General features: G+C 59.4%; 20 protein-coding genes. 10 read left to right on the top strand and 10 right to left on the bottom strand.

Annotated features, from left to right (window positions below):
• Window positions 1–211: 211 nt before the first annotated feature.
• The 3 genes from nadE to PMI27_RS28820 form a co-directional block, all read right to left on the bottom strand.
• Window positions 212–1,039, bottom strand: a complete 828-nt coding sequence (gene nadE, locus PMI27_RS28810) for an ammonia-dependent NAD(+) synthetase (RefSeq protein WP_008153367.1) — start codon at window positions 1,037–1,039, stop codon at window positions 212–214.
• 4 nt (window positions 1,040–1,043) lie between these two features.
• Window positions 1,044–2,270 (bottom strand): nicotinate phosphoribosyltransferase, encoded by a 1,227-nt coding sequence (gene pncB / locus PMI27_RS28815; RefSeq protein ID WP_008153368.1) that lies wholly within the window; start codon window positions 2,268–2,270, stop codon window positions 1,044–1,046.
• A gap of 248 nt (window positions 2,271–2,518) precedes the next feature.
• On the bottom strand, window positions 2,519–3,424 hold the full coding sequence (locus PMI27_RS28820; protein WP_008153369.1) for a LysR family transcriptional regulator: 906 nt from the start codon (window positions 3,422–3,424) through the stop codon (window positions 2,519–2,521).
• Window positions 3,425–3,598: 174 nt separating this feature from the next.
• On the opposite strand from PMI27_RS28820, the gene amaB reads away from it, so the two are divergent.
• The 9 genes from amaB to PMI27_RS28860 all read left to right on the top strand — a co-directional run bounded on the left by amaB (window position 3,599) and on the right by PMI27_RS28860 (window position 13,719).
• Window positions 3,599–5,089 (top strand): L-piperidine-6-carboxylate dehydrogenase, encoded by a 1,491-nt coding sequence (gene amaB, locus PMI27_RS28825; RefSeq protein WP_008153370.1) that lies wholly within the window; start codon window positions 3,599–3,601, stop codon window positions 5,087–5,089.
• Between the two features lie 152 nt (window positions 5,090–5,241).
• Window positions 5,242–6,525, top strand: a complete 1,284-nt coding sequence (gene amaA / locus PMI27_RS28830) for an L-pipecolate oxidase (protein WP_008153371.1) — start codon at window positions 5,242–5,244, stop codon at window positions 6,523–6,525.
• 364 nt (window positions 6,526–6,889) lie between these two features.
• Complete coding sequence (locus PMI27_RS28835; protein WP_008153373.1) at window positions 6,890–8,023, top strand: branched-chain amino acid ABC transporter substrate-binding protein; 1,134 nt, start codon at window positions 6,890–6,892, stop codon at window positions 8,021–8,023.
• A 285-nt stretch (window positions 8,024–8,308) separates the two neighbouring features.
• Window positions 8,309–9,223, top strand: a complete 915-nt coding sequence (locus PMI27_RS28840) for an ABC transporter permease subunit (RefSeq protein ID WP_008153375.1) — start codon at window positions 8,309–8,311, stop codon at window positions 9,221–9,223.
• A 3-nt stretch (window positions 9,224–9,226) separates the two neighbouring features.
• Window positions 9,227–10,510: a high-affinity branched-chain amino acid ABC transporter permease LivM gene (gene livM, locus PMI27_RS28845; protein ID WP_008153376.1), complete on the top strand. Its 1,284-nt coding sequence runs from the start codon at window positions 9,227–9,229 to the stop codon at window positions 10,508–10,510.
• Complete coding sequence (locus tag PMI27_RS28850) at window positions 10,507–11,382, top strand: ABC transporter ATP-binding protein (RefSeq protein WP_008153377.1); 876 nt, start codon at window positions 10,507–10,509, stop codon at window positions 11,380–11,382. Before livM ends, PMI27_RS28850 begins: the two co-directional genes overlap by 4 nt.
• Complete coding sequence (locus PMI27_RS28855) at window positions 11,379–12,095, top strand: ABC transporter ATP-binding protein (protein WP_008153378.1); 717 nt, start codon at window positions 11,379–11,381, stop codon at window positions 12,093–12,095. The genes PMI27_RS28850 and PMI27_RS28855 overlap by 4 nt, the downstream gene beginning before the upstream one ends.
• Window positions 12,096–12,435: 340 nt before the next feature.
• The gene (locus tag PMI27_RS31945; protein WP_238545873.1) at window positions 12,436–12,804 is read left to right on the top strand and encodes a hypothetical protein; all 369 of its coding nucleotides are present in this window, start codon (window positions 12,436–12,438) and stop codon (window positions 12,802–12,804) included.
• Between the two features lie 144 nt (window positions 12,805–12,948).
• Window positions 12,949–13,719, top strand: a complete 771-nt coding sequence (locus tag PMI27_RS28860; protein WP_008153379.1) for an SDR family oxidoreductase — start codon at window positions 12,949–12,951, stop codon at window positions 13,717–13,719.
• Window positions 13,720–13,812: 93 nt separating this feature from the next.
• Here PMI27_RS28860 and PMI27_RS28865 read toward each other — a convergent pair whose 3' ends face one another.
• The 7 genes from PMI27_RS28865 to PMI27_RS28895 form a co-directional block, all read right to left on the bottom strand.
• Window positions 13,813–14,946 (bottom strand): AGE family epimerase/isomerase, encoded by a 1,134-nt coding sequence (locus PMI27_RS28865; protein WP_008153381.1) that lies wholly within the window; start codon window positions 14,944–14,946, stop codon window positions 13,813–13,815.
• Between the two features lie 344 nt (window positions 14,947–15,290).
• Window positions 15,291–15,863, bottom strand: coding sequence for a HupE/UreJ family protein (locus PMI27_RS28870; RefSeq protein ID WP_008157383.1), 573 nt, complete (start codon window positions 15,861–15,863; stop codon window positions 15,291–15,293).
• Window positions 15,864–15,897: 34 nt separating this feature from the next.
• The gene (gene ureG / locus PMI27_RS28875; protein ID WP_008157381.1) at window positions 15,898–16,512 is read right to left on the bottom strand and encodes an urease accessory protein UreG; all 615 of its coding nucleotides are present in this window, start codon (window positions 16,510–16,512) and stop codon (window positions 15,898–15,900) included.
• A gap of 37 nt (window positions 16,513–16,549) precedes the next feature.
• Window positions 16,550–17,224, bottom strand: coding sequence for an urease accessory protein UreF (locus PMI27_RS28880; RefSeq protein WP_008157379.1), 675 nt, complete (start codon window positions 17,222–17,224; stop codon window positions 16,550–16,552).
• Window positions 17,221–17,721 carry an urease accessory protein UreE gene (ureE, locus tag PMI27_RS28885; protein WP_008157377.1) on the bottom strand — a complete coding sequence of 167 codons (501 nt, stop codon included), beginning with the start codon at window positions 17,719–17,721 and terminating at the stop codon, window positions 17,221–17,223. The genes PMI27_RS28880 and ureE overlap by 4 nt, the downstream gene beginning before the upstream one ends.
• A 245-nt stretch (window positions 17,722–17,966) precedes the next feature.
• On the bottom strand, window positions 17,967–18,599 hold the full coding sequence (locus PMI27_RS28890; RefSeq protein WP_008157374.1) for a TetR family transcriptional regulator: 633 nt from the start codon (window positions 18,597–18,599) through the stop codon (window positions 17,967–17,969).
• Window positions 18,600–18,756: 157 nt separating this feature from the next.
• The gene (locus PMI27_RS28895) at window positions 18,757–19,227 is read right to left on the bottom strand and encodes a hypothetical protein (protein WP_008157373.1); all 471 of its coding nucleotides are present in this window, start codon (window positions 19,225–19,227) and stop codon (window positions 18,757–18,759) included.
• A 386-nt stretch (window positions 19,228–19,613) separates the two neighbouring features.
• On the opposite strand from PMI27_RS28895, the gene PMI27_RS28900 reads away from it, so the two are divergent.
• Complete coding sequence (locus tag PMI27_RS28900; RefSeq protein WP_008157371.1) at window positions 19,614–21,689, top strand: AsmA family protein; 2,076 nt, start codon at window positions 19,614–19,616, stop codon at window positions 21,687–21,689.
• Window positions 21,690–21,741: the final 52 nt, after the last annotated feature.

The raw sequence follows: 21,741 nt of genomic DNA, 5'->3' as shown, positions 1-21,741 counted from the left end.
TTTTTTTTTGTTTATTTATTGGCCAACGCAAATCCCGTCAACGCCAATCCCTGTAGGAGCTGTCGAGTGAAACGAGGCTGCGATCTTTTGATCTTGATCTTAAAAATCAAAGTCAAAAGATCGCAGCCTCGTTTCACTCGACAGCTCCTACAGGCTCCTACAGGCTCCTACAGGCTCCTACAGGCTCCTACAGGCTCCTATGGGGGTGAAATCAAGGCGCAAATGGCATCACTCGCTTGTGATGAGTCTTTTTATACGTGTCACAAATGATCTTGAACGCTTCCTCACGCACTGGCTCGCCGTGCAAAAACGCGTCGATCTCGGCATAGGTCACGCCGTGGGACGCTTCATCCGGTTTGCCGGGCGATAGGTCTTCAAGGTCCGCCGTCGGGACTTTTTCCACCAGTGATTCCGGCGCGCCGAAGCTGCGGGCGATGTCCCGGACCTGGTTTTTCACCAGGCCGCTCAGCGGTGCCAGATCGCAGGCGCCATCACCGAACTTGGTGAAGAAACCCATCACCGCTTCCGCCGCGTGGTCGGTACCGATCACCAGGCCGTGGGCTGCGCCGGCGATGGTGTATTGGGCGACCATGCGCATCCGCGCCTTGGTGTTGCCGAGCACAAAATCCACCGAGACCGCGTGCTTGCCTTCAAACGCTGCGACTTCACTGGCCAGGGATTTGACCGCCGGGCCGATGTTCACGGTGTGGCGCTCGTCCGGGGCGATGAAGTCCACCGAGGCCTGGGCGTCGTGTTCATCGAACTGGGTTTCGTACGGCAGGCGCACGGCGATGAACTTGTAGCTGTTGTCGCCGGTGCGTGTGCGCAGTTCGCGCATGGCACGCTGGGCCAGCAGGCCGGCGGTCAGAGAGTCGACGCCACCGCTGATGCCGAGCACCAGGGTCTTGAGCCCGGAATTGACCAGGCAATCCTGGATGAAGGTAATCCGCCGGGTGACTTCAGCCTCGAGGGCGGCCTGGTCGGCGAACGGCGGCTGGACCTTGAGCTGTTCAGCAATCTCACGCTGTTCGGCTTGCATGAATTCACTCCTTGCTTGATGTGCTGGAAATGGCAGCAGGTACTTTGAAAACGTGTCGCAAATAGGCAACGAAATTCGGGTCTTTGCAGTGAGTCTTGCCAGGCTCATCGGAAATCTTTGCCACGGGCTGACCGTTGCAGGCGGCCATTTTAAGCACGATGCTCATCGGTTCGACACCCGGAATATCGCACGTCAGGTTGGTGCCGATACCAAAGCTGACATTGATCCGACCGCGCAGCGCCCGAAAAATCTCCAGGGACTTGGGCAGCGTCAGGCTGTCGGAGAACACCAGCGTCTTGCTCATCGGGTCGATGCCCAGCTTGTGATAGTGCGCGATAGCCTTTTCCGCCCAGAGCACCGGATCCCCGGAATCATGGCGCAGACCGTCAAACAGCTTGGCGAAATACAGGTCGAAATCGTTGAGAAAGGCATCGGTGGTGATGCAGTCGGTGAGGGCAATCCCCAAAAGGCCACGGTACTCGCGGACCCAGCAATCGAGGGCGGCAATCTGACTGTCGATCAGCCGGGGGCCGAGTTGCTGGTGGGCCATGATCCATTCGTGGGCCATGGTGCCCAACGGTTTCATGTCCAGCTCCCGTGAAAGGTGCACGTTGCTGGTGCCGACAAACCGACCGGGGAAATCGTGCTTGAGCACGTTAACCACTTCTTCCTGCACGCGGTACGAGAAGCGACGACGAGTGCCGAAATCGGCGACCTGCAATTCGGACAATTCCTCCGCGCTGGCGTTGGCGGTGAGCCAGTCGAACTTGCGGTAGAGCTGCTCACGCGCCTGTTCCAGGACGACTTCACGGTAGCGATAGCGGTTGCGCACTTCGCTGACGATGGACAGCAACGGCACTTCGAACAGGATCACGTGCAGCCATGGCCCGCGCAGGCGGATGAACAGCTCGCCGTTTTCGATACCGGTGTGGACGTAGCGCAGATTGAAGCGGAACAACCCGAGAAAGCGCAGGAAATCCGGCTTCATGAAGCTGATGCGCTCCATGAAACTCAACTGGTCGGCGCTCAGGCTCAATTCGGCAAGACGCTCGATCTGGAAACGGATTTCCGCCAGGTATGGGCGCAAATCTTCACTGTTACGGCAACGAAACTCCCATTCGACTTCCACGTTCGGGTAGTTGTGCAGCACCGCCTGCATCATCGTCAGTTTGTAGAAGTCGGTGTCGAGCAGGTTCTGCACGATGCGATCGCCAAACACGCTCTCGCTCATAACGGGGTTCTCCAGGCTGGCCGCGGCCCGTGGCAGCGACGTTGCAGCTGTTTCAATGAATGGGGCTAGTGGCGCATATCAACGGCAGGTATTGCCAGTGTTTTTTGTGGATGAAGTCATCTGGAGGTTTTTTGCCGTAGCTGATGGCTTCATCGCAGGCAAGCCGTGCTCCTACAGATTTGTGGTCGGCCACCAGCCTGTGAGTGACACAAAACCTGTAGGAGCAAGGCTTGCCCGCGATAACATCCTCAAGGTGCCGCAGAGCTATCAATCTGCTCCAACATCCACTTCACAAAATCGCGCACCTTCGGCACTTCCGCCGAGTGCTCCGGATACGCCAGGTAATAGGCATCGGTGCTGGGCATCGCGTGCTGCCAGGGTATGACCAGTTTGCCGTCGGCCAATTCCTCTTCCACCAGAAACCGCGGCAACAGCGCCACACCGCAGCCGACCTGGGCTGCGCGGATGCACATGTAAAAGGTTTCGAAACGCGGGCCGTGGTAGCTGTGTTCGGTGTGGTAGCCCTGACTGTCGAACCAGTCGTGCCAGGCCTGGGGCCGGGAGGCGTTTTGCAGCAGGACCAGGTCGGTGAGTTGTGTAGGATCGGTGAACGGCGTGTCCGGCAGGCTGCCCGGTGCGCAGACCGGCACCAGCTCTTCGCCGAACAGCTTCAGGCATTCAGTGCCGGGTCGTGAGCCCTGGCCGAAATAAAACGCCAGGTCGCTGCGACCTTGCAACAGATCGTCGGCTTCCTGTTCGCTGCACAGGTCCAGATGGATCGAGGGATGGCGCAGGCGCCAGCCTTTCAAGCGTGGCACTAGCCAGCGCGCGCCGAAGGTCGGAGGCGTCGAGACGCGCAGGACTTCGGTTTCACCGCCGTAAGAGCGCAGGTAGTGGGTCGACATCTCAACCTGCGTGAGGATTTTTCTGACCTCCACCAGGTACAAGTCGCCGGCCGGGGTCATTTGCAGGCGTCGGCGCACCCGGCGGAACAACAGGTGTTGCAGCAATTCTTCGAGTTGCGCGACCTGTTTGCTCACAGCGCTCTGGGTCAGGTTCAGCTCTTCAGCCGCCCGGGTGAAGCTCAAATGCCGGGTGACGGCCTCAAAACACTGCAGCGCGGTGATCGACGGCAAGTAGCGTTTATTCAGCATTGGTTGTCCTTTTTCTTGTTTCTTTCTTACCAGCAATTCGCAGCATGAATAAACGGAATGATATCTCTCTTAAAGGTCGTTTGTTGGGTAACGTCGGGAGCGCTAAAACTACAGGCCTCACCAGCCGAATCAATCCGGCTGCACGTTTTCTGTTTTTTGCTTGAGGAGTGACCCATGGTTGCCGCATTGCTTGATCGTCTTGGTGTGAACCCGGCCCTGTACCAGAACGGCAAAGTGCCGGTGCATTCGCCGATCGATGGCAGCCAGATCGCCGCCGTGAACTGGGAAGGCGCCGCTGAAGTCGAGCAGCACATCAGTCGTGCAGATCATGCGTTCGAATTGTGGCGCAAGGTCCCGGCCCCGCGCCGTGGTGAACTGGTCCGCCAACTGGGCGATATCCTGCGTGAATACAAGGCCGACCTTGGCGAGCTGGTGTCCTGGGAAGCCGGCAAGATCACTCAGGAAGGCCTGGGTGAAGTTCAGGAAATGATCGACATCTGCGATTTCGCCGTCGGCCTGTCCCGCCAGCTGTACGGTTTGACCATCGCCTCCGAGCGTCCGGGCCACCACATGCGCGAAACCTGGCACCCGCTGGGCGTCGTTGGCGTCATCAGCGCATTCAACTTCCCGGTTGCCGTCTGGGCCTGGAACACCGCGCTGGCGCTGGTCTGCGGCAACCCGGTGATCTGGAAACCGTCGGAGAAAACGCCACTGACCGCACTGGCCTGTCAGGCACTGTTCGACCGTGTACTGAAGAACTTCAGCGATGCACCTCCGCACCTGAGTCAGGTGATTATCGGCGGTCGCGATGCCGGCGAAGCCCTGGTCGATGACCCGCGTGTCGCGCTGATCAGCGCCACCGGCAGCACCCGCATGGGCCGTGAAGTGGCGCCGAAAATCGCTGCACGTTTCGCTCGCAGCATTCTGGAACTGGGCGGTAACAACGCCATGATCCTCGGCCCAAGCGCCGACCTGGACATGGCCGTACGAGCCATCCTGTTCAGCGCCGTCGGCACTGCCGGTCAGCGTTGCACCACGTTGCGTCGCCTGATTGCCCATGAATCGGTGAAAGAAGAAATCGTCACCCGCCTGAAAGCCGCGTACTCCAAAGTGCGTATCGGCAACCCTCTGGAAGGCAATCTGATCGGTCCGCTGATCGACAAACACAGCTTCGAAAACATGCAGGATGCGCTTGAGCAGGCCTTGAGCGAAGGCGGCCGGGTGTTCGGCGGCAAGCGCCAACTGGAAGACAAATTCCCTAACGCTTATTACGTCTCGCCGGCCATCGTTGAAATGCCGGAGCAGAGCGATGTGGTTTGCCACGAAACCTTCGCACCGATTCTGTACGTGGTCGGTTACAAGGACTTCGACGAAGCGCTGCGCCTGAACAACGCCGTGCCACAAGGCCTGTCGTCGTGCATCTTCACCACTGACGTGCGTGAAGCCGAGCAGTTCATGTCGGCGGTGGGCAGCGACTGCGGCATCGCCAACGTCAACATCGGCCCGAGCGGCGCGGAAATCGGCGGGGCGTTTGGCGGTGAGAAAGAAACGGGCGGCGGTCGTGAGTCCGGTTCCGATGCATGGCGCGGCTACATGCGCCGTCAGACCAACACCGTGAACTATTCGCTGGAGTTGCCGTTGGCTCAGGGTATTACCTTCGACTGAGGCTGAGCCAAGCAGTGATCCCCTGTGGGAGCGAGCCTGCTCGCGATAGCGGTTTATCAGTCACATAGATACTGGATGTGCCGACGCTATCGCGAGCAGGCTCGCTCCCACATTGAATGGTGTGTTAGTTAGGTTTCTGTTGGAGTCTGGCAATGCCGTTACGCGAAGAGTGTCTGTGGGAAAAACTGACGCCGCAAAGGCCTGACAACGCGGCGCTCAAGGGCGAGGTGACGGTGGATGTTTGCGTCATCGGCGCCGGTTTTACCGGTCTGTCTGCGGCGGTGCATCTGCTGGAAAAAGGCAAAAGCGTCTGTGTGCTGGAAGCCCATCGCGCCGGTCATGGCGGGTCGGGGCGCAACGTCGGGCTGGTCAATGCCGGGATGTGGATTCCACCGGACGAGATCGAAGCCGGTTTTGGCGAGGCGGTCGGCAGTCAGCTCAATCGCATGCTCGGTGCGGCACCGTCCCTGGTGTTCAGCCTTGTGGATAAGTACAACATCGACTGCCAGTTACGCCGTGAAGGCACGCTGCACATGGCGCACAACGCCCGTGGCGAAGCGGACTTGCGCAGTCGTGAAGAACAATGGAAACGTCGCGGCGCGCCGGTGGAACTGCTGACCGGTCAAGCCTGCGAACAAGCAACGGGCACCAAAAAGATCGCCGCTGCGCTGCTCGATCGACGTGCCGGCACGATCAACCCAATGGCTTACACGACGGGGCTGGCCAAAGCGGCCATCGGTCTCGGCGGTCAGTTGTTCGATCATTCCCCGGTGACCCGGCTCGAACGTCAGGGCCAGCGCTGGTCGGTACAAACCGCTCAGGGTTCGGTGCTTGCCGAGCAAGTTGTGATTGCCTCTAACGCCTACACCGAAGGTGACTGGACGGAATTGCGGCGTAACTTCTTCCCCGGTTATTACTATCAAGTGGCCTCGGTCCCGCTGACCGAAGAGGCTGCGCAGCAAATTCTCCCGGGTGGCCAGGGTTCCTGGGATACCCGCCAGGTCCTCAGCAGTGTTCGTCGCGATAAGGACGGCCGTCTGCTGCTCGGCAGTCTCGGTAATGGCAATCAGAAACCGACCTGGTTCCTTAAAGCCTGGGCCGACCGGGTGCAGCAGCACTATTTTCCTTACCTAAAACCGGTGGAATGGGAGTGCACCTGGACCGGTTGCATTGCCTTCACCCCCGATCATTTGATGCGTTTGTTCGAGCCGGCGCCCGGTTTAGTGGCGGTCACCGGTTACAACGGCCGGGGCGTCACGACTGGCACGGTGGTCGGCAAAGCCTTTGCCGATTATCTGTGTAACGGTAATCCTCAAGCGCTGCCGATTCCCTTTGCGCCCATGCAGCCATTGGCGGGTGTGGGATTGCGCAGCTGTCTGTATGAGGCTGGATTCTCGCTGTATCACGCAGGCCAGTGCTTGCGGATCGTTATTTGATTGTTGAAATTTGTTGCTGAAAGCGGCGCTTTTTCGCGCAGCGGCTAGCCTGTAAAAGGTGCGGGTTGTAGCAGTTCCGCACCAGCAGTGTGCACTTCGGTGACGCACGTTGTTACAGGCTGGTTGCACGTCGTTTGGCGCCGCGGTTGCAATGATGGCGCGCTCGGGTTGCGCCTTTAAAAGTAAATGGTTTCACCTTCCGCGGTTTAGACGGTTGCACGCCCAATGAAAATGGGATCGAAACAGTCGAAATAACAATAAAGCAGCGACTTTTTTCAGAATAAAAAACCGATGGCACGGCCCTTGCTCTGAGCATTCAGGAAGTCGCAGTGCCAACTAAAAAAAACCCTTGGAGCACCACCTCATGTCCCAGACGTTTTACAAAAAAGGCTTTTTGGCCCTCGCAGTGGCAACTGCGTTGGGTGTTTCTGCGTTTGCACAGGCTGATGTGAAAATCGGTGTGGCGGGACCGATGACAGGCGCCAACGCGGCATTTGGCGAGCAGTACATGAAGGGTGCACAGGCTGCGGCCGATGCGGTCAACGCAGCGGGCGGCATAAACGGGGAAAAAATCGTACTGGTCAAAGGCGATGACGCCTGCGAACCGAAACAGGCTGTGACGGTCGCCAAGGACCTGACCAACCAGAAAGTCGCTGGCGTAGTCGGTCACTTCTGCTCCTCCTCGACCATCCCGGCTTCGGAGATCTACGACGAAGCGGGCATCATCGCGATCACTCCAGGCTCCACCAACCCACAAGTTACCGAACGCGGCCTGGCAGCCATGTTCCGTATGTGCGGTCGTGACGACCAGCAAGGCATTGTTGCCGGCGACTACATCGTCGACGTGCTCAAAGGCAAGAAAGTCGTGGTCCTGCACGACAAAGACACCTACGGCCAAGGTCTGGCGGACGCCACCAAGGCACAACTGGTCAAGCGCGGCGTAACGCCAGTGTTGTACGAAGGCCTGACCCGCGGCGAGAAAGATTTCAGCGCCGTGGTGACCAAGATCCGTGCGGCCGGTGCCGACGTGGTCTACTTCGGCGGCTTGCACCCGGAAGCCGGTCCACTGGTTCGCCAACTGCGTGAACAAGGCCTCAAAGACGTCAAGTTCATGTCCGATGACGGCATCGTGACCGACGAGCTGGTGACCACAGCCGGTGGCCCGCAGAACGTTGACGGCGTGTACATGACCTTCGGCGCCGACCCGCGCCTGCTGCCAGACAGCAAGACGGTAGTGGACGAGTTCCGCAAAAAAGGCACCGAGCCTGAAGGCTACACCCTGTACGCCTACGCTTCGGTCCAGACCCTGGCGGCTGCGTTCAATGGCGCCAAGTCCAACAAGGGCGACGACGCTGCCAAATGGCTGAAAGCCAACAAGGTCCAAACCGTAATGGGCGAGAAGACCTGGGACGCCAAGGGCGACCTGAAAGTCTCCGACTACGTGGTTTACCAGTGGGACAAGGACGGCAAATACCACCAACTGGAAAAACAGAAGTGATATGAACTGCTGATCTCCTGTGGTGAGGGGATTTATCCCCGTTGGGCAGCGTAGCTGCCCCGAGGCCAACGATCACGTCCGTGGTCACCGGACTTGCGGCTGCTTCGCAGCCGAACGGGGATGAATCCCCTCGCCACAGGGTGTTCACCTTCAGCAGACTGAAATCAGTCATCGCTCGTCTGTCTTTTCTCGTAGAGCTGCACACAACCGTGTTGCGCCGGCGGCTGAACCCCGGTCCGTCGTACCCGGCTTCTGTGCAGTCTCTCAAATGCGTGAGATTGCGTTATGGATGGTATTTTCCTGCAGCAACTGGTCAACGGCCTGACCCTCGGGTCGGTCTATGGCCTGATCGCCATCGGCTACACAATGGTCTATGGCATCATCGGCATGATCAACTTCGCCCACGGCGAGGTTTACATGATTTCCGCTTACCTCGCGGCGATCAGTCTGGCTCTGCTGGCTTACTTCGGTATTGAATCCTTCCCTCTGCTGATGCTCGGCACACTGGTCTTCACCATTATCGTCACGGCGGTGTATGGCTGGGTCATCGAGCGCGTCGCCTACAAACCGTTGCGTAACTCCACACGACTGGCACCGCTGATCAGCGCCATCGGTATTTCCCTGATCCTGCAAAACTATGCACAGATCGCCCAGGGCGCCCGTCAACAAGGCGTACCTACACTGCTTACCGGTGCATGGCGAGTTGAAGTCGGGAGCGGCTTCGTACAGCTCACCTACACCAAGATATTCATTCTGATCGCCGCATTTGTCGGGATGGGCCTGCTGACCTACGTCATCAAGTACACCAAGCTCGGCCGCATGTGCCGCGCCACCCAGCAAGACCGCAAGATGGCTTCGATCTTGGGGATCAACACCGACCGGGTGATTTCCTATGTGTTCATCATCGGTGCAGCGATGGCGGCCCTGGCCGGCGTGCTGATCACCATGAACTACGGCACGTTCGACTTCTACGCAGGCTTCGTCATCGGCATCAAGGCGTTCACTGCCGCGGTACTCGGCGGGATCGGTTCGCTGCCTGGCGCCATGCTTGGCGGGATTATTCTGGGGATCTCCGAATCACTGTTCTCAGGTCTGGTGAACTCGGACTACAAAGACGTTTTCAGCTTCTCGCTGCTCGTTCTTGTTCTGGTCTTTCGGCCTCAAGGCCTGCTCGGCCGTCCTCTTGTGTCGAAGGTGTAAGCGATGTCTTCAACCACTAAAAAAACCATTGATCTCAAAAGAAGCCTGGTTGACGCGATTCTTGCCGGCCTTGTAGCCCTGATTGTGTTCGGCCCGATTGTCGGCATCGTCCTCGACGGCTACGGCTTCAACCTGGAAACGACCCGGGTGGCGTGGATTGTCGCCATCGTCATGGCCGGCCGCTTTGCCTTGAGCCTGTTCCTGCAAACCCCCAAGGGCCTGAGAATTCTCGAAGGCTTTGAAAGCACCGGCTCCGGCGTTCATGTACTGCCGCCTGATTACAAATCCCGGTTGCGCTGGATCATCCCGGTGGTGATCGTCGTCGCTGTGGTGTTCCCGTTTTTCTCCAACTCCTACCTGCTGGGCGTGGTCATCCTCGGGCTGATCTACGTGTTGCTGGGCCTGGGGCTGAACATCGTGGTCGGCCTGGCCGGTCTGCTCGACCTGGGTTACGTGGCGTTCTACGCCATCGGTGCCTACGGCCTGGCGCTCGGTTACCAATACCTCGGTCTGGGCTTCTGGACGGTGCTGCCGCTGGCGGCGATCACCGCTGGCCTTGCCGGTTGCATCCTCGGTTTTCCGGTGCTGCGCCTGCACGGTGACTATCTGGCGATCGTGACCCTGGGCTTCGGTGAAATCATCCGGTTGATCCTCAATAACTGGTTGTCTCTGACCGGAGGCCCGAATGGCATGGCTGCTCCATTGCCAACCTTCTTCGGCATCGAGTTCGGCAAGAGGGCGAAAGAGGGTGGGGTGCCGTTCCATGAGTTCTTTGGCATCGCCTACAACCCGGACGTGAAGTATTACTTTATCTACGCGGTGTTGTTCCTGGTGGTATTGGCCGTGTTGCACATCAAGCACCGCTTGACTCGCATGCCGGTCGGTCGCGCCTGGGAAGCCTTGCGTGAAGACGAAATCGCTTGCCGCTCCATGGGCCTGAACCACGTACTGGTCAAGCTTTCGGCGTTCACTATCGGTGCATCGACGGCCGGTCTGGCGGGTGTGTTCTTCGCCACCTATCAAGGTTTCGTCAACCCGACCTCATTCACCTTCTTCGAATCGGCATTGATCCTCGCGATCGTGGTACTCGGCGGGATGGGCTCGACCATCGGCGTGGTGATTGCGGCCTTCGTGCTGACCGTCGCCCCGGAACTGCTGCGGGGTTTCGCGGAATATCGCGTGCTGCTGTTCGGCATCCTGATGGTGTTGATGATGATCTGGCGACCGCGCGGCCTGATTCGGATCAGCCGTACCGGTGTGACCCCGCGTAAAGGAGTAGCGCCATGAGCGAAGTCGTACTCTCGGTCGAGAAACTGATGATGCACTTCGGCGGCATCAAGGCGTTGAACGATGTCAGCCTGAAGGTCAAGCGCAACTCGATCTTCGCCCTGATCGGCCCCAACGGCGCCGGCAAGACCACCGTGTTCAACTGCCTGACCGGGTTCTACAAGGCCTCGGGCGGCAAGATCGAACTCAACGTGCGTGGCGAGCGGACCGATGTCATCAAAATGCTGGGTGAACCGTTCAAGGCGACTGATTTTGTATCGCCGAAAAACTTCATCAGCCGGCTCCACTACAAGATGTTCGGCGGCACTCATCTGGTGAACCGTGCCGGCCTGGCGCGGACCTTCCAGAACATTCGCCTGTTCAAGGAAATGTCGGTACTGGAAAACCTGCTGGTGGCCCAACACATGTGGGTCAACCGCAGCATGCTGGCCGGGATCCTCAACACCAAGGGTTATCGCAAAGCCGAAAGCGATGCGCTGGACCACGCGTTCTACTGGCTGGAAGTGGTGGACCTGGTGGACTGCGCCAACCGTCTGGCCGGTGAGCTGTCGTATGGTCAGCAACGCCGTCTGGAAATCGCCCGGGCCATGTGCACCCGGCCGCAGATCATCTGTCTCGACGAACCGGCCGCCGGCCTCAATCCTCAGGAAACCGAAGCGCTGAGCGCGATGATCCGGCTGCTGCGCGACGAGCACGATCTGACCGTGGTGCTGATCGAACACGACATGGGCATGGTAATGAGCATTTCCGACCACATCGTGGTGCTGGACCACGGCATCGTCATCGCCGAGGGTGGCCCCGACGACATCCGACACGATCCGAAAGTAATTGCGGCCTACCTGGGCGCCGATGAAGAGGAAGTGGTGCTATGAGCCAACCCATCCTCGAGCTGAAGGATCTGGATGTGTTTTACGGGCCGATCCAGGCTCTGAAGAATGTCTCGCTGCACATCAATGAGGGGGAAACCGTCAGCCTGATCGGCTCCAACGGTGCCGGCAAGTCGACCCTGCTGATGTCGATTTTCGGTCAGCCGCGGGCGGCGGACGGGCAGATCATCTATCAGGGTGTGGATATCACCCACAAGTCGTCCCACTACATCGCGTCCAACGGCATCGCTCAATCGCCGGAAGGGCGGCGGGTGTTCCCTGACATGACCGTCGAGGAAAACCTGCTGATGGGCACCATTCCGATCGGTGACAAGTACGCCAAGGAAGACATGCAACGCATGTTCGAGTTGTTCCCGCGACTCGAAGAGCGGCGCACCCAGAGGGCGATGACCATGTCCGGCGGCGAGCAGCAAATGCTCGCCATCGCACGAGCGCTGATGAGCCGGCCGAAGCTGTTGTTGCTTGACGAGCCGAGCCTGGGTCTGGCGCCAATTGTGGTGAAACAGATCTTCGCGACCCTGCGGGAGCTGGCCAAAACCGGCATGACCATCTTCCTGGTGGAGCAGAACGCCAACCACGCCCTCAAACTGTCGGACCGGGCGTACGTGATGGTCAACGGCGAGATCCGCCTCACGGGCACCGGCAAGGAGCTGCTGGTTAACGAGGAAGTGCGTAACGCCTATCTCGGCGGCCACTGAGTTCGCTGTTGTAACACCAAGCCTCGGCGCGCAATCGCCGGGGCTTTTTTACATCCCAAAAGCATCACAAATTAATGTGGGAGCGAGCCTGCTCGCGATAGCGGTGGATCAGTCACTTCAACGTTGACTGACCTACCGCTATCGCGAGCAGGCTCACTCCCACAGGTATCTTCCACAGGTGTCTTTGTGTGCTTTCCGGAAATTGTGGAAAACAATATTCACAAGCTCTCAAAGCGCGACATAAAGCCGCTGCAAATAGTTGTTTTGTCACGGTTTTGACTTGTCCCCGTTTGCTGTGGAGCTGGCTGTGAATAACGTGGGAGTAGCTGGCTGAAAGCCTTTGAAACCGTGGCTTGCAGAGTTGTGGTTGTTTTTTGATCAGGCGTTTTTACGAGACCGCGAGCGGGCGTTGTCAACCTTTTTGTTGGAGACGAAAACGGGCCGAAACAGGGTGGAGCTGCCTGTGGATAAGTCTGTGGTTAAACTCTGGAAAGACTCGGCTGAAGGCCGTAGTTACTGGCTTGGCGCCATCGTCGGTATGACCGGTCAATCGTGCAAAATGCCATGGGCTGCACAGCCGGCGTTCCAGGGTCAAGCAAAAAAATTTCCAATTTGCCCGCAAAGCCTTGTGCACAGCGGCTTACAGCTTTTCCACTTGCCCCCGGAAACTGTGGACCGGCCTGTGGATAAGGTGCGCGCACATGGCTGAAAGCCACGGTAGGTAAGGCCTGGCAACGTTTGATCGTTTTTTGTACAGCTTCTGCGGTAGTTGCCGCTGTGGGCAAGGCCGGGCATGCTGGCTGCTGATTTTCTATTCCAGTGGCTGTCGATCAGCCGAAGCAAGGAGAACACGATGTCCAACACCCTGTTTATTACCGGCGCGACCTCCGGTTTTGGTGAAGCCTGCGCCCGTCGTTTTGCCGAAGCCGGCTGGAAACTGGTGCTGACCGGCCGTCGTGAAGAGCGCCTCAATGCGCTGTGCGCCGAGTTGTCGAAGCAGACCGAGGTTCATGGCCTGGTACTCGACGTGCGTGATCGCAAGGCCATGGAGGAGGCGATTGCCAACCTGCCGCCGTCCTTCGCCAAACTGCGTGGGCTGATCAACAACGCCGGCCTGGCCCTGGGCGTTGACCCGGCGCCCAAGTGCGACCTCGACGATTGGGACACCATGGTCGACACCAACATCAAAGGCCTGATGTACAGCACTCGTCTGTTGTTGCCCCGCCTGATCGCTCACGGTCGTGGTGCCGGCATCGTCAACCTTGGTTCCATCGCCGGCAACTACCCGTACCCGGGCAGCCATGTGTATGGCGCGAGCAAGGCATTCGTCAAACAGTTCTCCCTGAACCTGCGCTGCGACCTGCAAGGTACGGGGGTGCGGGTCAGCAATATCGAGCCGGGCCTTTGCGAAAGCGAGTTCTCACTGGTGCGTTTCGCCGGTGACCAGGAGCGTTACAACGCGACCTACGCCGGTGCCGAGCCGATCCAGCCGCAAGACATCGCCGACACCATTTTCTGGGTGCTCAATGCCCCGGCGCACATCAACATCAACAGCCTGGAGCTGATGCCGGTGAGCCAGACGTGGAGTGGGTTTGCGATTGAGCGTAATGGTGGCAAGGCGTAAGACCGCGTAACGGCCATCGCGGGCAAGCCTCGCTCCTACATGTCCACGGTGATTCTGTAGGAGCGAGGCTTGCCCGCGAAGGCGATTTCTCAGTCAGCGAAGATATTCGGCTAGTCCGCGATAGCAGGTTGCCAAGTGATAAGGCGTGGTCGACGGCATGTCCCGACGTGTCACATCACCGTTCTCATCACGGCACTCATACCAGCCACCCTTATGCAGGGAATGCTGTTGCAGTGCCTGCAACTGACGTAGCACTGCGGCCTCGCTGTCTGGCCGCAAGGTCAGGGCACGCAGGTATTCAGCTTGAGCCCAGATTCGCTGTGTAGCGTCCCGAGGTGGGCTGTCCGGTTCCAGGTCGAGCATCGCCCGTACGGCGCCGGTCTGTTGATCGACACCCAGTTGTTCGGTGAATGCAAAGGCGCGTTCCAGAGAAGCATGCAGTGTCGAACCGCGCAGCAACGAAGACGACTCCAGCAGGAAATACCACTCGAACTGATGCCCCGGTTCAAACCAGTTATCCACAGCGCCCAGCGGTTTTTCCATCAACACACTGTGTTGCGGGTCGATAAAGCGCTTCTGCATGGCTGTGCATAACTCGACGAGCGCGTTTTGCACGGCGACGTCTTCGCGCACCGACAGCGTGGCGAGGAAGGCTTCGGCCAAGTGCATCAGGGGATTTTGCAGCGGCCCCGACTCAAGCGAAGACCAGTCACGGTCGAGGCAGGCTTCGTACAGGCCGTCGTTCGTGGCAAAGCGCTGCGCGACCACTTCCAGTGCGGCGTTGAGCACCGATTCCACCCGCGGCTCGCGGACCTTGTCCCAGTAATGGGCGCAGGCGAACAGGATGAAAGCGTGGGTGTAGAGGTCTTTTCGCTGATCCAGCGGTGCACCCTGCGGGTCGACGCTGTAGAACCAGCCACCATGCTCGGCATCGTGGAAATGCTGCTGCAGGGAGCGGAACAGAGCTGCGGCGCGCTCTTCGGCGGCCGGTACCTGGCCGATCAGGCTGGAAAACAGGTAAAGCTGTCGCGCGCAGGCCATGGCCCGGTAGCGTTGGGGCGGCAGCGGTTGGTGCTCGGCGTCCAGCGCCTCATAGGGCAGCGCCACGTCGGCATTCCAGCCGGGACCTTGCCAGAGCGGCACGATCACGTCCAAAAAGTGCTGTTGCACCGAGGCAAATAGAGAGGTCAATTCAGGCTGGGAGGCGGAGCGGGAAACAGGCGGCATTGGCTGGCGTCGTCACGGCTGGGTTGATTGCGCGACATGTTAGCAGAGAGGCCGGCCAGAGAGAGGCGGTGTCTGTCAGACCGCTATCGCGAGCAAGCTCGGCTCCCACAGGAGTACGCATTCCGTTGTGGGAGAGGCCGGTTAGAGAGAGGCGGTGTCTGTCAGACCGCTATCGCGAGCAAGCTCGGCTCCCACAGGAGTACGCATTCCGTTGTGGGAGAGGCCGGTTAGAGAGAGGCGGTGTCAGACCGCTATCGCGAGCAAGCTCGGCTCCCACAGGAGTACGCATTCCATTGTGGGAGCCGAGCTTGCTCGCGATGAGGCCATCACAAGCGGAAAAGAAATCAGCCCGCCAGTAACCAGGCCCCAGTCGCCGCCGAGGCAGCACCCGCTAATCGAACCAACGGCGCCGCCGCTTGCGGCAACACCCGCACTACGGCGTAACCCAATCCATGCAACGCTGCCGTCGCCGCTACAAAACCCGCCGCATACGCCCAAGGGCTCGACATCTGCGGCAACTCCAGTCCGTGCGCCACCCCATGGAACAGCGCAAACAAAGCGGTTGCCGCAACGGCGAGGCTCAACGGCGGACGCACGGCCAACGCCACCGCCAGACCCAGCGCCAGCACCGACGCCGCAATCCCGCTCTCCAGCGCCGGCAGGTTCAGCCCTTCAAACCCCAGCAACCCGCCGATCAGCATGATGCCGACGAATGTGCACGGCAGCGCCCAACGCGCGGCGCCTTTCTGTTGTGCCGCCCACAAACCGACCGCAACCATCGCCAACAAGTGATCGAGGCCACCGACCGGGTGGCTGACACCGGCGATCAAACCGTTGTCGCCATGCCCCGGGTGGGCGAAGGCTATGGCCGGGGTCAGCAGCAGGGCCATTGCGCCCAAAATGCGTTTAAGTGTCATGGATAGCTTCCTTGTTGATAAAAGTTGATCGTGTTCACGCCGCTGTCAGCAGGCCCTGGCGTTCGATGAAGGCGATGATTTCTTCCAGGCCGAGGCCGGTTTTCTGGTTGCTGAAAACAAACGGTTTGCCGTTGCGCATGCGCTTGGTATCGCTGTCCATCAGTTCCAGCGACGCACCCACCAAGGGCGCGAGGTCGATTTTGTTGATCACCAGCAGATCCGATTTGCAGATTCCCGGCCCACCCTTGCGCGGCAGTTTGTCGCCAGCCGAGACGTCAATCACGTAAATGGTCAGGTCGGACAGTTCCGGGCTGAAGGTGGCAGACAGGTTGTCGCCACCGGACTCCACAAGGATCAGGTCCAGCCCTGGAAAGCGGCGGTTCAGTTGGTCCACGGCTTCGAGGTTGATCGAGGCGTCTTCGCGGATCGCCGTGTGCGGGCAGCCGCCGGTTTCCACGCCGATGATCCGCTCCGGCGCCAGTGCTTCGTTGCGCACCAGAAAGTCGGCGTCTTCACGGGTGTAGATGTCGTTGGTGACCACCGCCAGGTTGTAGCGGTCGCGCAGCGCCAGGCACAGGGCCAAAGTCAAAGCGGTTTTGCCGGAACCGACCGGGCCGCCGATGCCGACGCGCAGAGGTTGTGTGTTCATGTGCTTCTCCAAAATAACAGGGCCAAAATAACAGGCCCTAGGAACGGAATAGACGGCTGTACTGGCGCTCATGGGCCATGCACGCCAGGGACAGGCCAAAAGCGGCGCTGCCATAGTGTTCGGGGTTGATTCGGGTGGCGTTCTGCTGAGCCTCTTGCAGCAGCGGCAGCAATTGGCTGGTCAGGCGTTGCGCGGCTTGCTGGCCCAGTGGCAGGGTTTTCATCAGCACGGCCAGTTGGTTTTCCAGCCAACTCCAGAGCCACGCTGCCAGCGCGTCTTGCGGGCTGATATTCCAGGCGCGAGCGGCCAGTGCCCAGCCGAGGGCCAAGTGCGGCTCGGGACGTTGTTCAAGAAAGGTGCGGGCCGGAGCATCAAGCTCAGGCAAACCGTTGAGCAGTTGTTGAAGGGAATAGCCCATCTGCCGGCTCTCCTGATGCAACTCGCGGGTTTCCCGACTGGCGCGATGCTCTTCGCAGCGTTGCAGCAGTTCGCCCCAGTTTTCATCAACGGCGGCCACGCAATGGGCGAGCAGCAGCGGCGCTTCGAAACGCGCCAGGTTCAGCAGTAACTGATCACTGATCCAGCGACGGGCGCTGTCAGGATCATTCACCCGGCCGTTATCCACCGCCATTTCCAGACCTTGGGAATAGCTGTAACCGCCAATCGGCAACTGCGGACTGGCCAGGCGCAACAGCGCCCAGGCTGGGTTCATAACCGAACGCCGAACTGGTGCAGCTTCGGCGGGTAGTTGAAGTCTTCGTCGCCGTGGCGCGAATGGTGATGGCCGCCGCCATAGGCGCCGTGTTCCGGCTGGAACGGCGCTTCAATGTTTTCGACCTTGGCATCAAGCTGTTCGAGCATGGCCTTGAGCACGTAGTCGTCGAGCAGGCGCAACCAGCCGTCACCGACTTGCAGGGCAACGTGGCGGTTGCCGAGGTGATAGGCGGCGCGAGTCAGTTCGAAAGCATTGGCGCAGGTGACGTGCAGCAGTTGTTCGGCCCGGGCGCAAACCCGCACGATGCGCCCGTCTTCGGCTTGCAGGAACTCGCCGTCATGCAGCGGTGGCTGACCGCGCTCCAAAAACAGCCCGACGTCTTCACCCTCGGCACTGAAACAGCGCAACCGGCTTTTGCTCCGGGCTTCGAAGGTCAGGTGCAACTCGGCGGCCCAGACGGGTTGAGAGTCGATTCTGCGATGAATCACCAGCATCGGAAGGCTTCCAGCAATGGACAATGCTTAGGCTAGAGCAAGGGGCTTGCCAATCGGGTGATGCGTAGGAAATGCCTGTCGGAGCTCAGTGGATGTTTCAGAATTTTGGATCATGTTGGTGCGTGTGGGGTTTTCGCGCACCAATGTGGGAGCGAGCCTGCTCGCGATGGCGGAGTATCAGTCACATCAAGTGTTGACTGTTGCGACGCTATCGCGAGCAGGCTCGCTCCCACAGGGGGGTGTATTTACTCGGTACTGCCGAGGCCTTGCCAGTGTTTGAGGCCAATAAAGATAAAACGCAACTGCTGGGTAATTTTCGCCTGTGGCGTCAGATGCTCGGGCAGCGCCTCGGCAGGCGGATCAATGATGTCCGGCAAGGTCGCGAACACGCTTTTGACAATCAGATCAGCCATGACGCTCAGGCCGGCGATGTCCAGGTGTTGCAGCTTCGGCATCAAGGACAAGTCGGCCGCCAGGTCCGAGCTGATGTCTTCGCGCAATCGACCGATGGCCAACCGCACCGGCAGCGAGCCGCCGTATTGCTCGCGAGCGAGAAACAGGAACTGCGAGCGATTGGCCGTGACCACATCGAGAAAGATCCGCACCGAGGCGTCAATGATGCCGCCCATGACGAACTCGTTGTGGCGCACCAGGCGAATGGTTTCGCGGAAGGTCTGACCGACTTCACTCACCAGCACCAGGCCCAGTTCATCCATATCGGCGAAATGCCGGTAGAAACCGGTGGGCACGATCCCCGCGGTTCTGGCGACTTCGCGCAGGCTCAGGCTGCCGAATCCTCGGCCGCATTCCATCAAGTGGCGGGCAGCGTCCATCAGGGCGTTGCGGGTCTGTTGTTTCTGTTCGGCGCGGGGCAGCATCGCAAGGGTGTTTTCTGGATAAGACAGCGGCGCACTCTAGCAAATCGGCTTTGCCGGCGTCGAATGACTATCAGGGAGTCAAGCGGGGAAAGTGAGGCGTCTATAACGTCAAAAGCCCAATCCGGGGATTGGGCTTTTTTTCAGGGCCGCCATTGGCTCAGCTCAAAGCGCTGTTGCGTTCGATGACACGGTCACCACCACCTTCGGCCAGGGTTTGACCTTGTGGAGTGCGATCGGAACCGTCAGCAGCCAGGGTTTGACCTTGTGGAGTGCGGTCGGAACCGTCAGCAGCCAAGGTTTGACCTTGTGGAGTGCGGTCGGAACCGTCAGCAGCCAGGGTTTGGCCTTGAGGAGTACGATCGGAACCGTCAGCAGCCAGGGTTTGACCCTGTGGAGTGCGATCGGAACCATCAGCAGCCAGGGTTTGACCTTGTGGAGTGCGATCCGAGCCATCCTGGGTGATCAGGCCTTTTTCTTTCAGGCGATCATTGCCACCTTCGGCGACAGTTTGGCTGAACACCGAGTGGGTGGATTTGACTTGTGGGGTTGCCTGGTCAGCAGCTGGCAGGGCGAAAGCCGTGCTGGCCAGCATTGAAAGTGTAAGGCTAAGCAGTAATTGGCGTTTCATGATTGGGTGCTCCGTTGGAGGGCGATAAAGTGGGTACGAGGGCAATGCTACTCTCGATAAGTCGATACAAAAGTTCATAAACGCAATGGTAATAATCAACGGAATTGATTGTTCCGTTAAACCGCTCTAAATCGGGCGTTTCCGGTGGACGTTTTTGCCCTGCGGTGGGTATTTTCGACCCACTTGCGCCTTGCAAAAGTGCGGGGCCGGTAACGCTGGATTGGGGGGCATCCTGTCGCCGACCGATTATTTGAACGTTAAGCGGCATTTCGGTTAAACCCGCGCATCGTTTCCCAGTCCTAGACTCCATGGCAGGCCAGTTCTGGCCTAACGTTTCAAACATGCGTCGCAGTCAGGGCGCTCAGTCGTATCAGGAGCCCTGTGCAATGACGCGCATTCGTAAAGTTTTTACCTGGACCCTCGCCAGCCTTGTTGTCCTGCTGGCCGTACTGGTTCTGATCATCGCGTTCTTCGATTGGAACCGGATCAAACCACCGCTTAACGCCAAAGTTTCCGAAGAGCTGCACCGCCCGTTCGCCATCAACGGCAACCTCGCGGTGGTCTGGCAGCGTGAGCCTGACGAGAGCGGCTGGCGCGCGTGGGTGCCGTGGCCGCATGTCGTGGCGCAGGACTTGAGCCTGGGCAACCCGGACTGGTCGAAGAAGCCGCAGATGGTCTCCCTCAAACGCGTCGAGTTGCGCATCTCGCCCCTGGCCTTGCTGGCACAGCGCGTGGTGATCCCGCGTATTGACCTGACCGAACCGAATGCCGACCTCCAGCGCCTGGCCGACGGTCGTGCAAACTGGACCTTCAAGTTCGACCCCAAAGACCCGAATGCCGAGCCTTCAAGCTGGGTGGTGGACATCGGTGCGATCGGCTTCGACAAAGGCCATGTCATCCTCGACGACCAGAGCCTGAAGACTCAGCTCGACTTGATCATCGACCCGCTGGGCAAACCGATTCCGTTCAGTGACATCGTCGGTGACAAAGCCGCGAAAACGGCATCGGAAAAGGGTGCCGCGCCGCAGGATTATGCGTTCGCGCTGAAGGTCAAAGGCCAATACCACGGCCAGACACTCGCGGGCGAAGGCAAGGTCGGCGGCCTGCTGGCGTTGCAGGACGCGGCCAGACCGTTCCCGCTTCAAGCAAAAGTGAACATCGCCGACACCCGTGTCGAACTGGCCGGTACCCTCACTGATCCACTGAACCTCGGCGCCCTGGACTTGCGCCTGAAACTGGCCGGCACCAGCCTGGGCAATCTCTACCCGCTGACCGGCGTAACCCTGCCGGACACGCCACCGTACGAGACTGACGGCCACTTGATCGCCAAGCTGCATGAAGCGGACGGCGCAGTGTTCCGTTACGAAGAATTCAACGGCAAGATCGGTCAGAGCGATATCCATGGCAGCCTGACCTATGTCGCCAGTCAGCCGCGCCCGAAGCTGAGCGGATCGCTGGTTTCCAATCAACTGCTGTTTGCCGACCTGGCGCCGCTGATCGGCGCCGATTCCAACGCCAAACAAAAGGCCCGTGGCGGCGAAAGCAAGCAGCCGGCGGACAAGGTATTGCCGGTCGAAGAGTTCAAAACCGAGCGCTGGCGCGTTATGGACGCTGACGTCGAGTTCACTGGCAAGCGCATCGTCCACAGTGAAAAACTGCCGTTCAACGATCTCTACACCCACCTGATACTCACTGACGGCGTGCTCAGCCTTGAACCCCTGCGCTTCGGTGTCGCCGGCGGCAACCTGGATGCTCAGATTCGCCTCAATGGCCAAACCGAACCGTTGGAAGGCCGGGCCAAACTCACCGCACGCAAGTTCAAACTCAAGCAGTTGTTCCCGACCTTTGAGACGATGAAAACCAGTTTCGGCGAACTCAATGGCGATGCCGACATCACCGGTCGTGGCAACTCGGTGGCCAAACTGCTGGGCACCGCCAATGGCAATCTGAAGATGCTGATTAACGATGGCGCTATCAGCCGCGAGTTGATGGAGCTGGCCGGGCTGAACGTCGGCAACTATGTGGTGGGCAAGATCTTTGGCGACAAGGAGGTGAAGATCAACTGCGCCGCCGCCGACTTCGACATCAAGACCGGACTGGCGACTACGCGCCTGTTCGTCTTCGATACCGAAAACGCGATCGTTTACATCGATGGCACCGCCAACATGGCGACTGAGCAACTGGACCTGACCATCACCCCGGAATCCAAGGGCTGGCGCGTGATTTCGCTGCGTTCGCCGCTGTATGTGCGGGGTAAGTTCATCAAACCTGATGCCGGTGTGAAGGCTGTGCCGCTGATGCTGCGCGGGGCCGGAATGGTTGCACTGGGTGTGATTGCCGCGCCGGCGGCGGGCTTGCTGGCGCTGATAGCGCCGAGCGCTGGCGAACCGAATCAGTGTGCGCCGTTGCTGGAGCAGATGAAGGCCGGCAAGGCGCCAGTCACTGTCAAACCCACCCGGTAATCCGTTGGCGTCTGTTATGACGCCATCGCGGGCAAGCCATGCTCCTACAGAT

The sequence above is a fragment of the Pseudomonas sp. GM41(2012) genome, assembly GCF_000282315.2.
GTDB lineage: Bacteria > Pseudomonadota > Gammaproteobacteria > Pseudomonadales > Pseudomonadaceae > Aquipseudomonas.
This window is presented reverse-complemented; position numbering and strand designations above follow the sequence as displayed.

Excerpts from the sequence above, each read along its gene's own strand:
- livM (WP_008153376.1), top strand. The coding sequence starts at position 9,227 with ATGTCTTCAACCACTAAAAAAACCATTGATCTCAAAAGAAGCCTGGTT.
- PMI27_RS28865 (WP_008153381.1), bottom strand. The coding sequence starts at position 14,946 with ATGCCGCCTGTTTCCCGCTCCGCCTCCCAGCCTGAATTGACCTCTCTA.
- amaA (WP_008153371.1), top strand. The coding sequence starts at position 5,242 with ATGCCGTTACGCGAAGAGTGTCTGTGGGAAAAACTGACGCCGCAAAGG.
- PMI27_RS28890 (WP_008157374.1), bottom strand. The coding sequence starts at position 18,599 with ATGCTGCCCCGCGCCGAACAGAAACAACAGACCCGCAACGCCCTGATG.
- PMI27_RS28835 (WP_008153373.1), top strand. The coding sequence starts at position 6,890 with ATGTCCCAGACGTTTTACAAAAAAGGCTTTTTGGCCCTCGCAGTGGCA.
- PMI27_RS28870 (WP_008157383.1), bottom strand. The coding sequence starts at position 15,863 with ATGACACTTAAACGCATTTTGGGCGCAATGGCCCTGCTGCTGACCCCG.
- ureE (WP_008157377.1), bottom strand. The coding sequence starts at position 17,721 with ATGCTGGTGATTCATCGCAGAATCGACTCTCAACCCGTCTGGGCCGCC.
- PMI27_RS28900 (WP_008157371.1), top strand. The coding sequence starts at position 19,614 with ATGACGCGCATTCGTAAAGTTTTTACCTGGACCCTCGCCAGCCTTGTT.
- PMI27_RS28855 (WP_008153378.1), top strand. The coding sequence starts at position 11,379 with ATGAGCCAACCCATCCTCGAGCTGAAGGATCTGGATGTGTTTTACGGG.
- pncB (WP_008153368.1), bottom strand. The coding sequence starts at position 2,270 with ATGAGCGAGAGCGTGTTTGGCGATCGCATCGTGCAGAACCTGCTCGAC.
- PMI27_RS28840 (WP_008153375.1), top strand. The coding sequence starts at position 8,309 with ATGGATGGTATTTTCCTGCAGCAACTGGTCAACGGCCTGACCCTCGGG.
- PMI27_RS28820 (WP_008153369.1), bottom strand. The coding sequence starts at position 3,424 with ATGCTGAATAAACGCTACTTGCCGTCGATCACCGCGCTGCAGTGTTTT.
- PMI27_RS28850 (WP_008153377.1), top strand. The coding sequence starts at position 10,507 with ATGAGCGAAGTCGTACTCTCGGTCGAGAAACTGATGATGCACTTCGGC.
- PMI27_RS28880 (WP_008157379.1), bottom strand. The coding sequence starts at position 17,224 with ATGAACCCAGCCTGGGCGCTGTTGCGCCTGGCCAGTCCGCAGTTGCCG.
- amaB (WP_008153370.1), top strand. The coding sequence starts at position 3,599 with ATGGTTGCCGCATTGCTTGATCGTCTTGGTGTGAACCCGGCCCTGTAC.
- ureG (WP_008157381.1), bottom strand. The coding sequence starts at position 16,512 with ATGAACACACAACCTCTGCGCGTCGGCATCGGCGGCCCGGTCGGTTCC.
- PMI27_RS28860 (WP_008153379.1), top strand. The coding sequence starts at position 12,949 with ATGTCCAACACCCTGTTTATTACCGGCGCGACCTCCGGTTTTGGTGAA.
- PMI27_RS28895 (WP_008157373.1), bottom strand. The coding sequence starts at position 19,227 with ATGAAACGCCAATTACTGCTTAGCCTTACACTTTCAATGCTGGCCAGC.
- nadE (WP_008153367.1), bottom strand. The coding sequence starts at position 1,039 with ATGCAAGCCGAACAGCGTGAGATTGCTGAACAGCTCAAGGTCCAGCCG.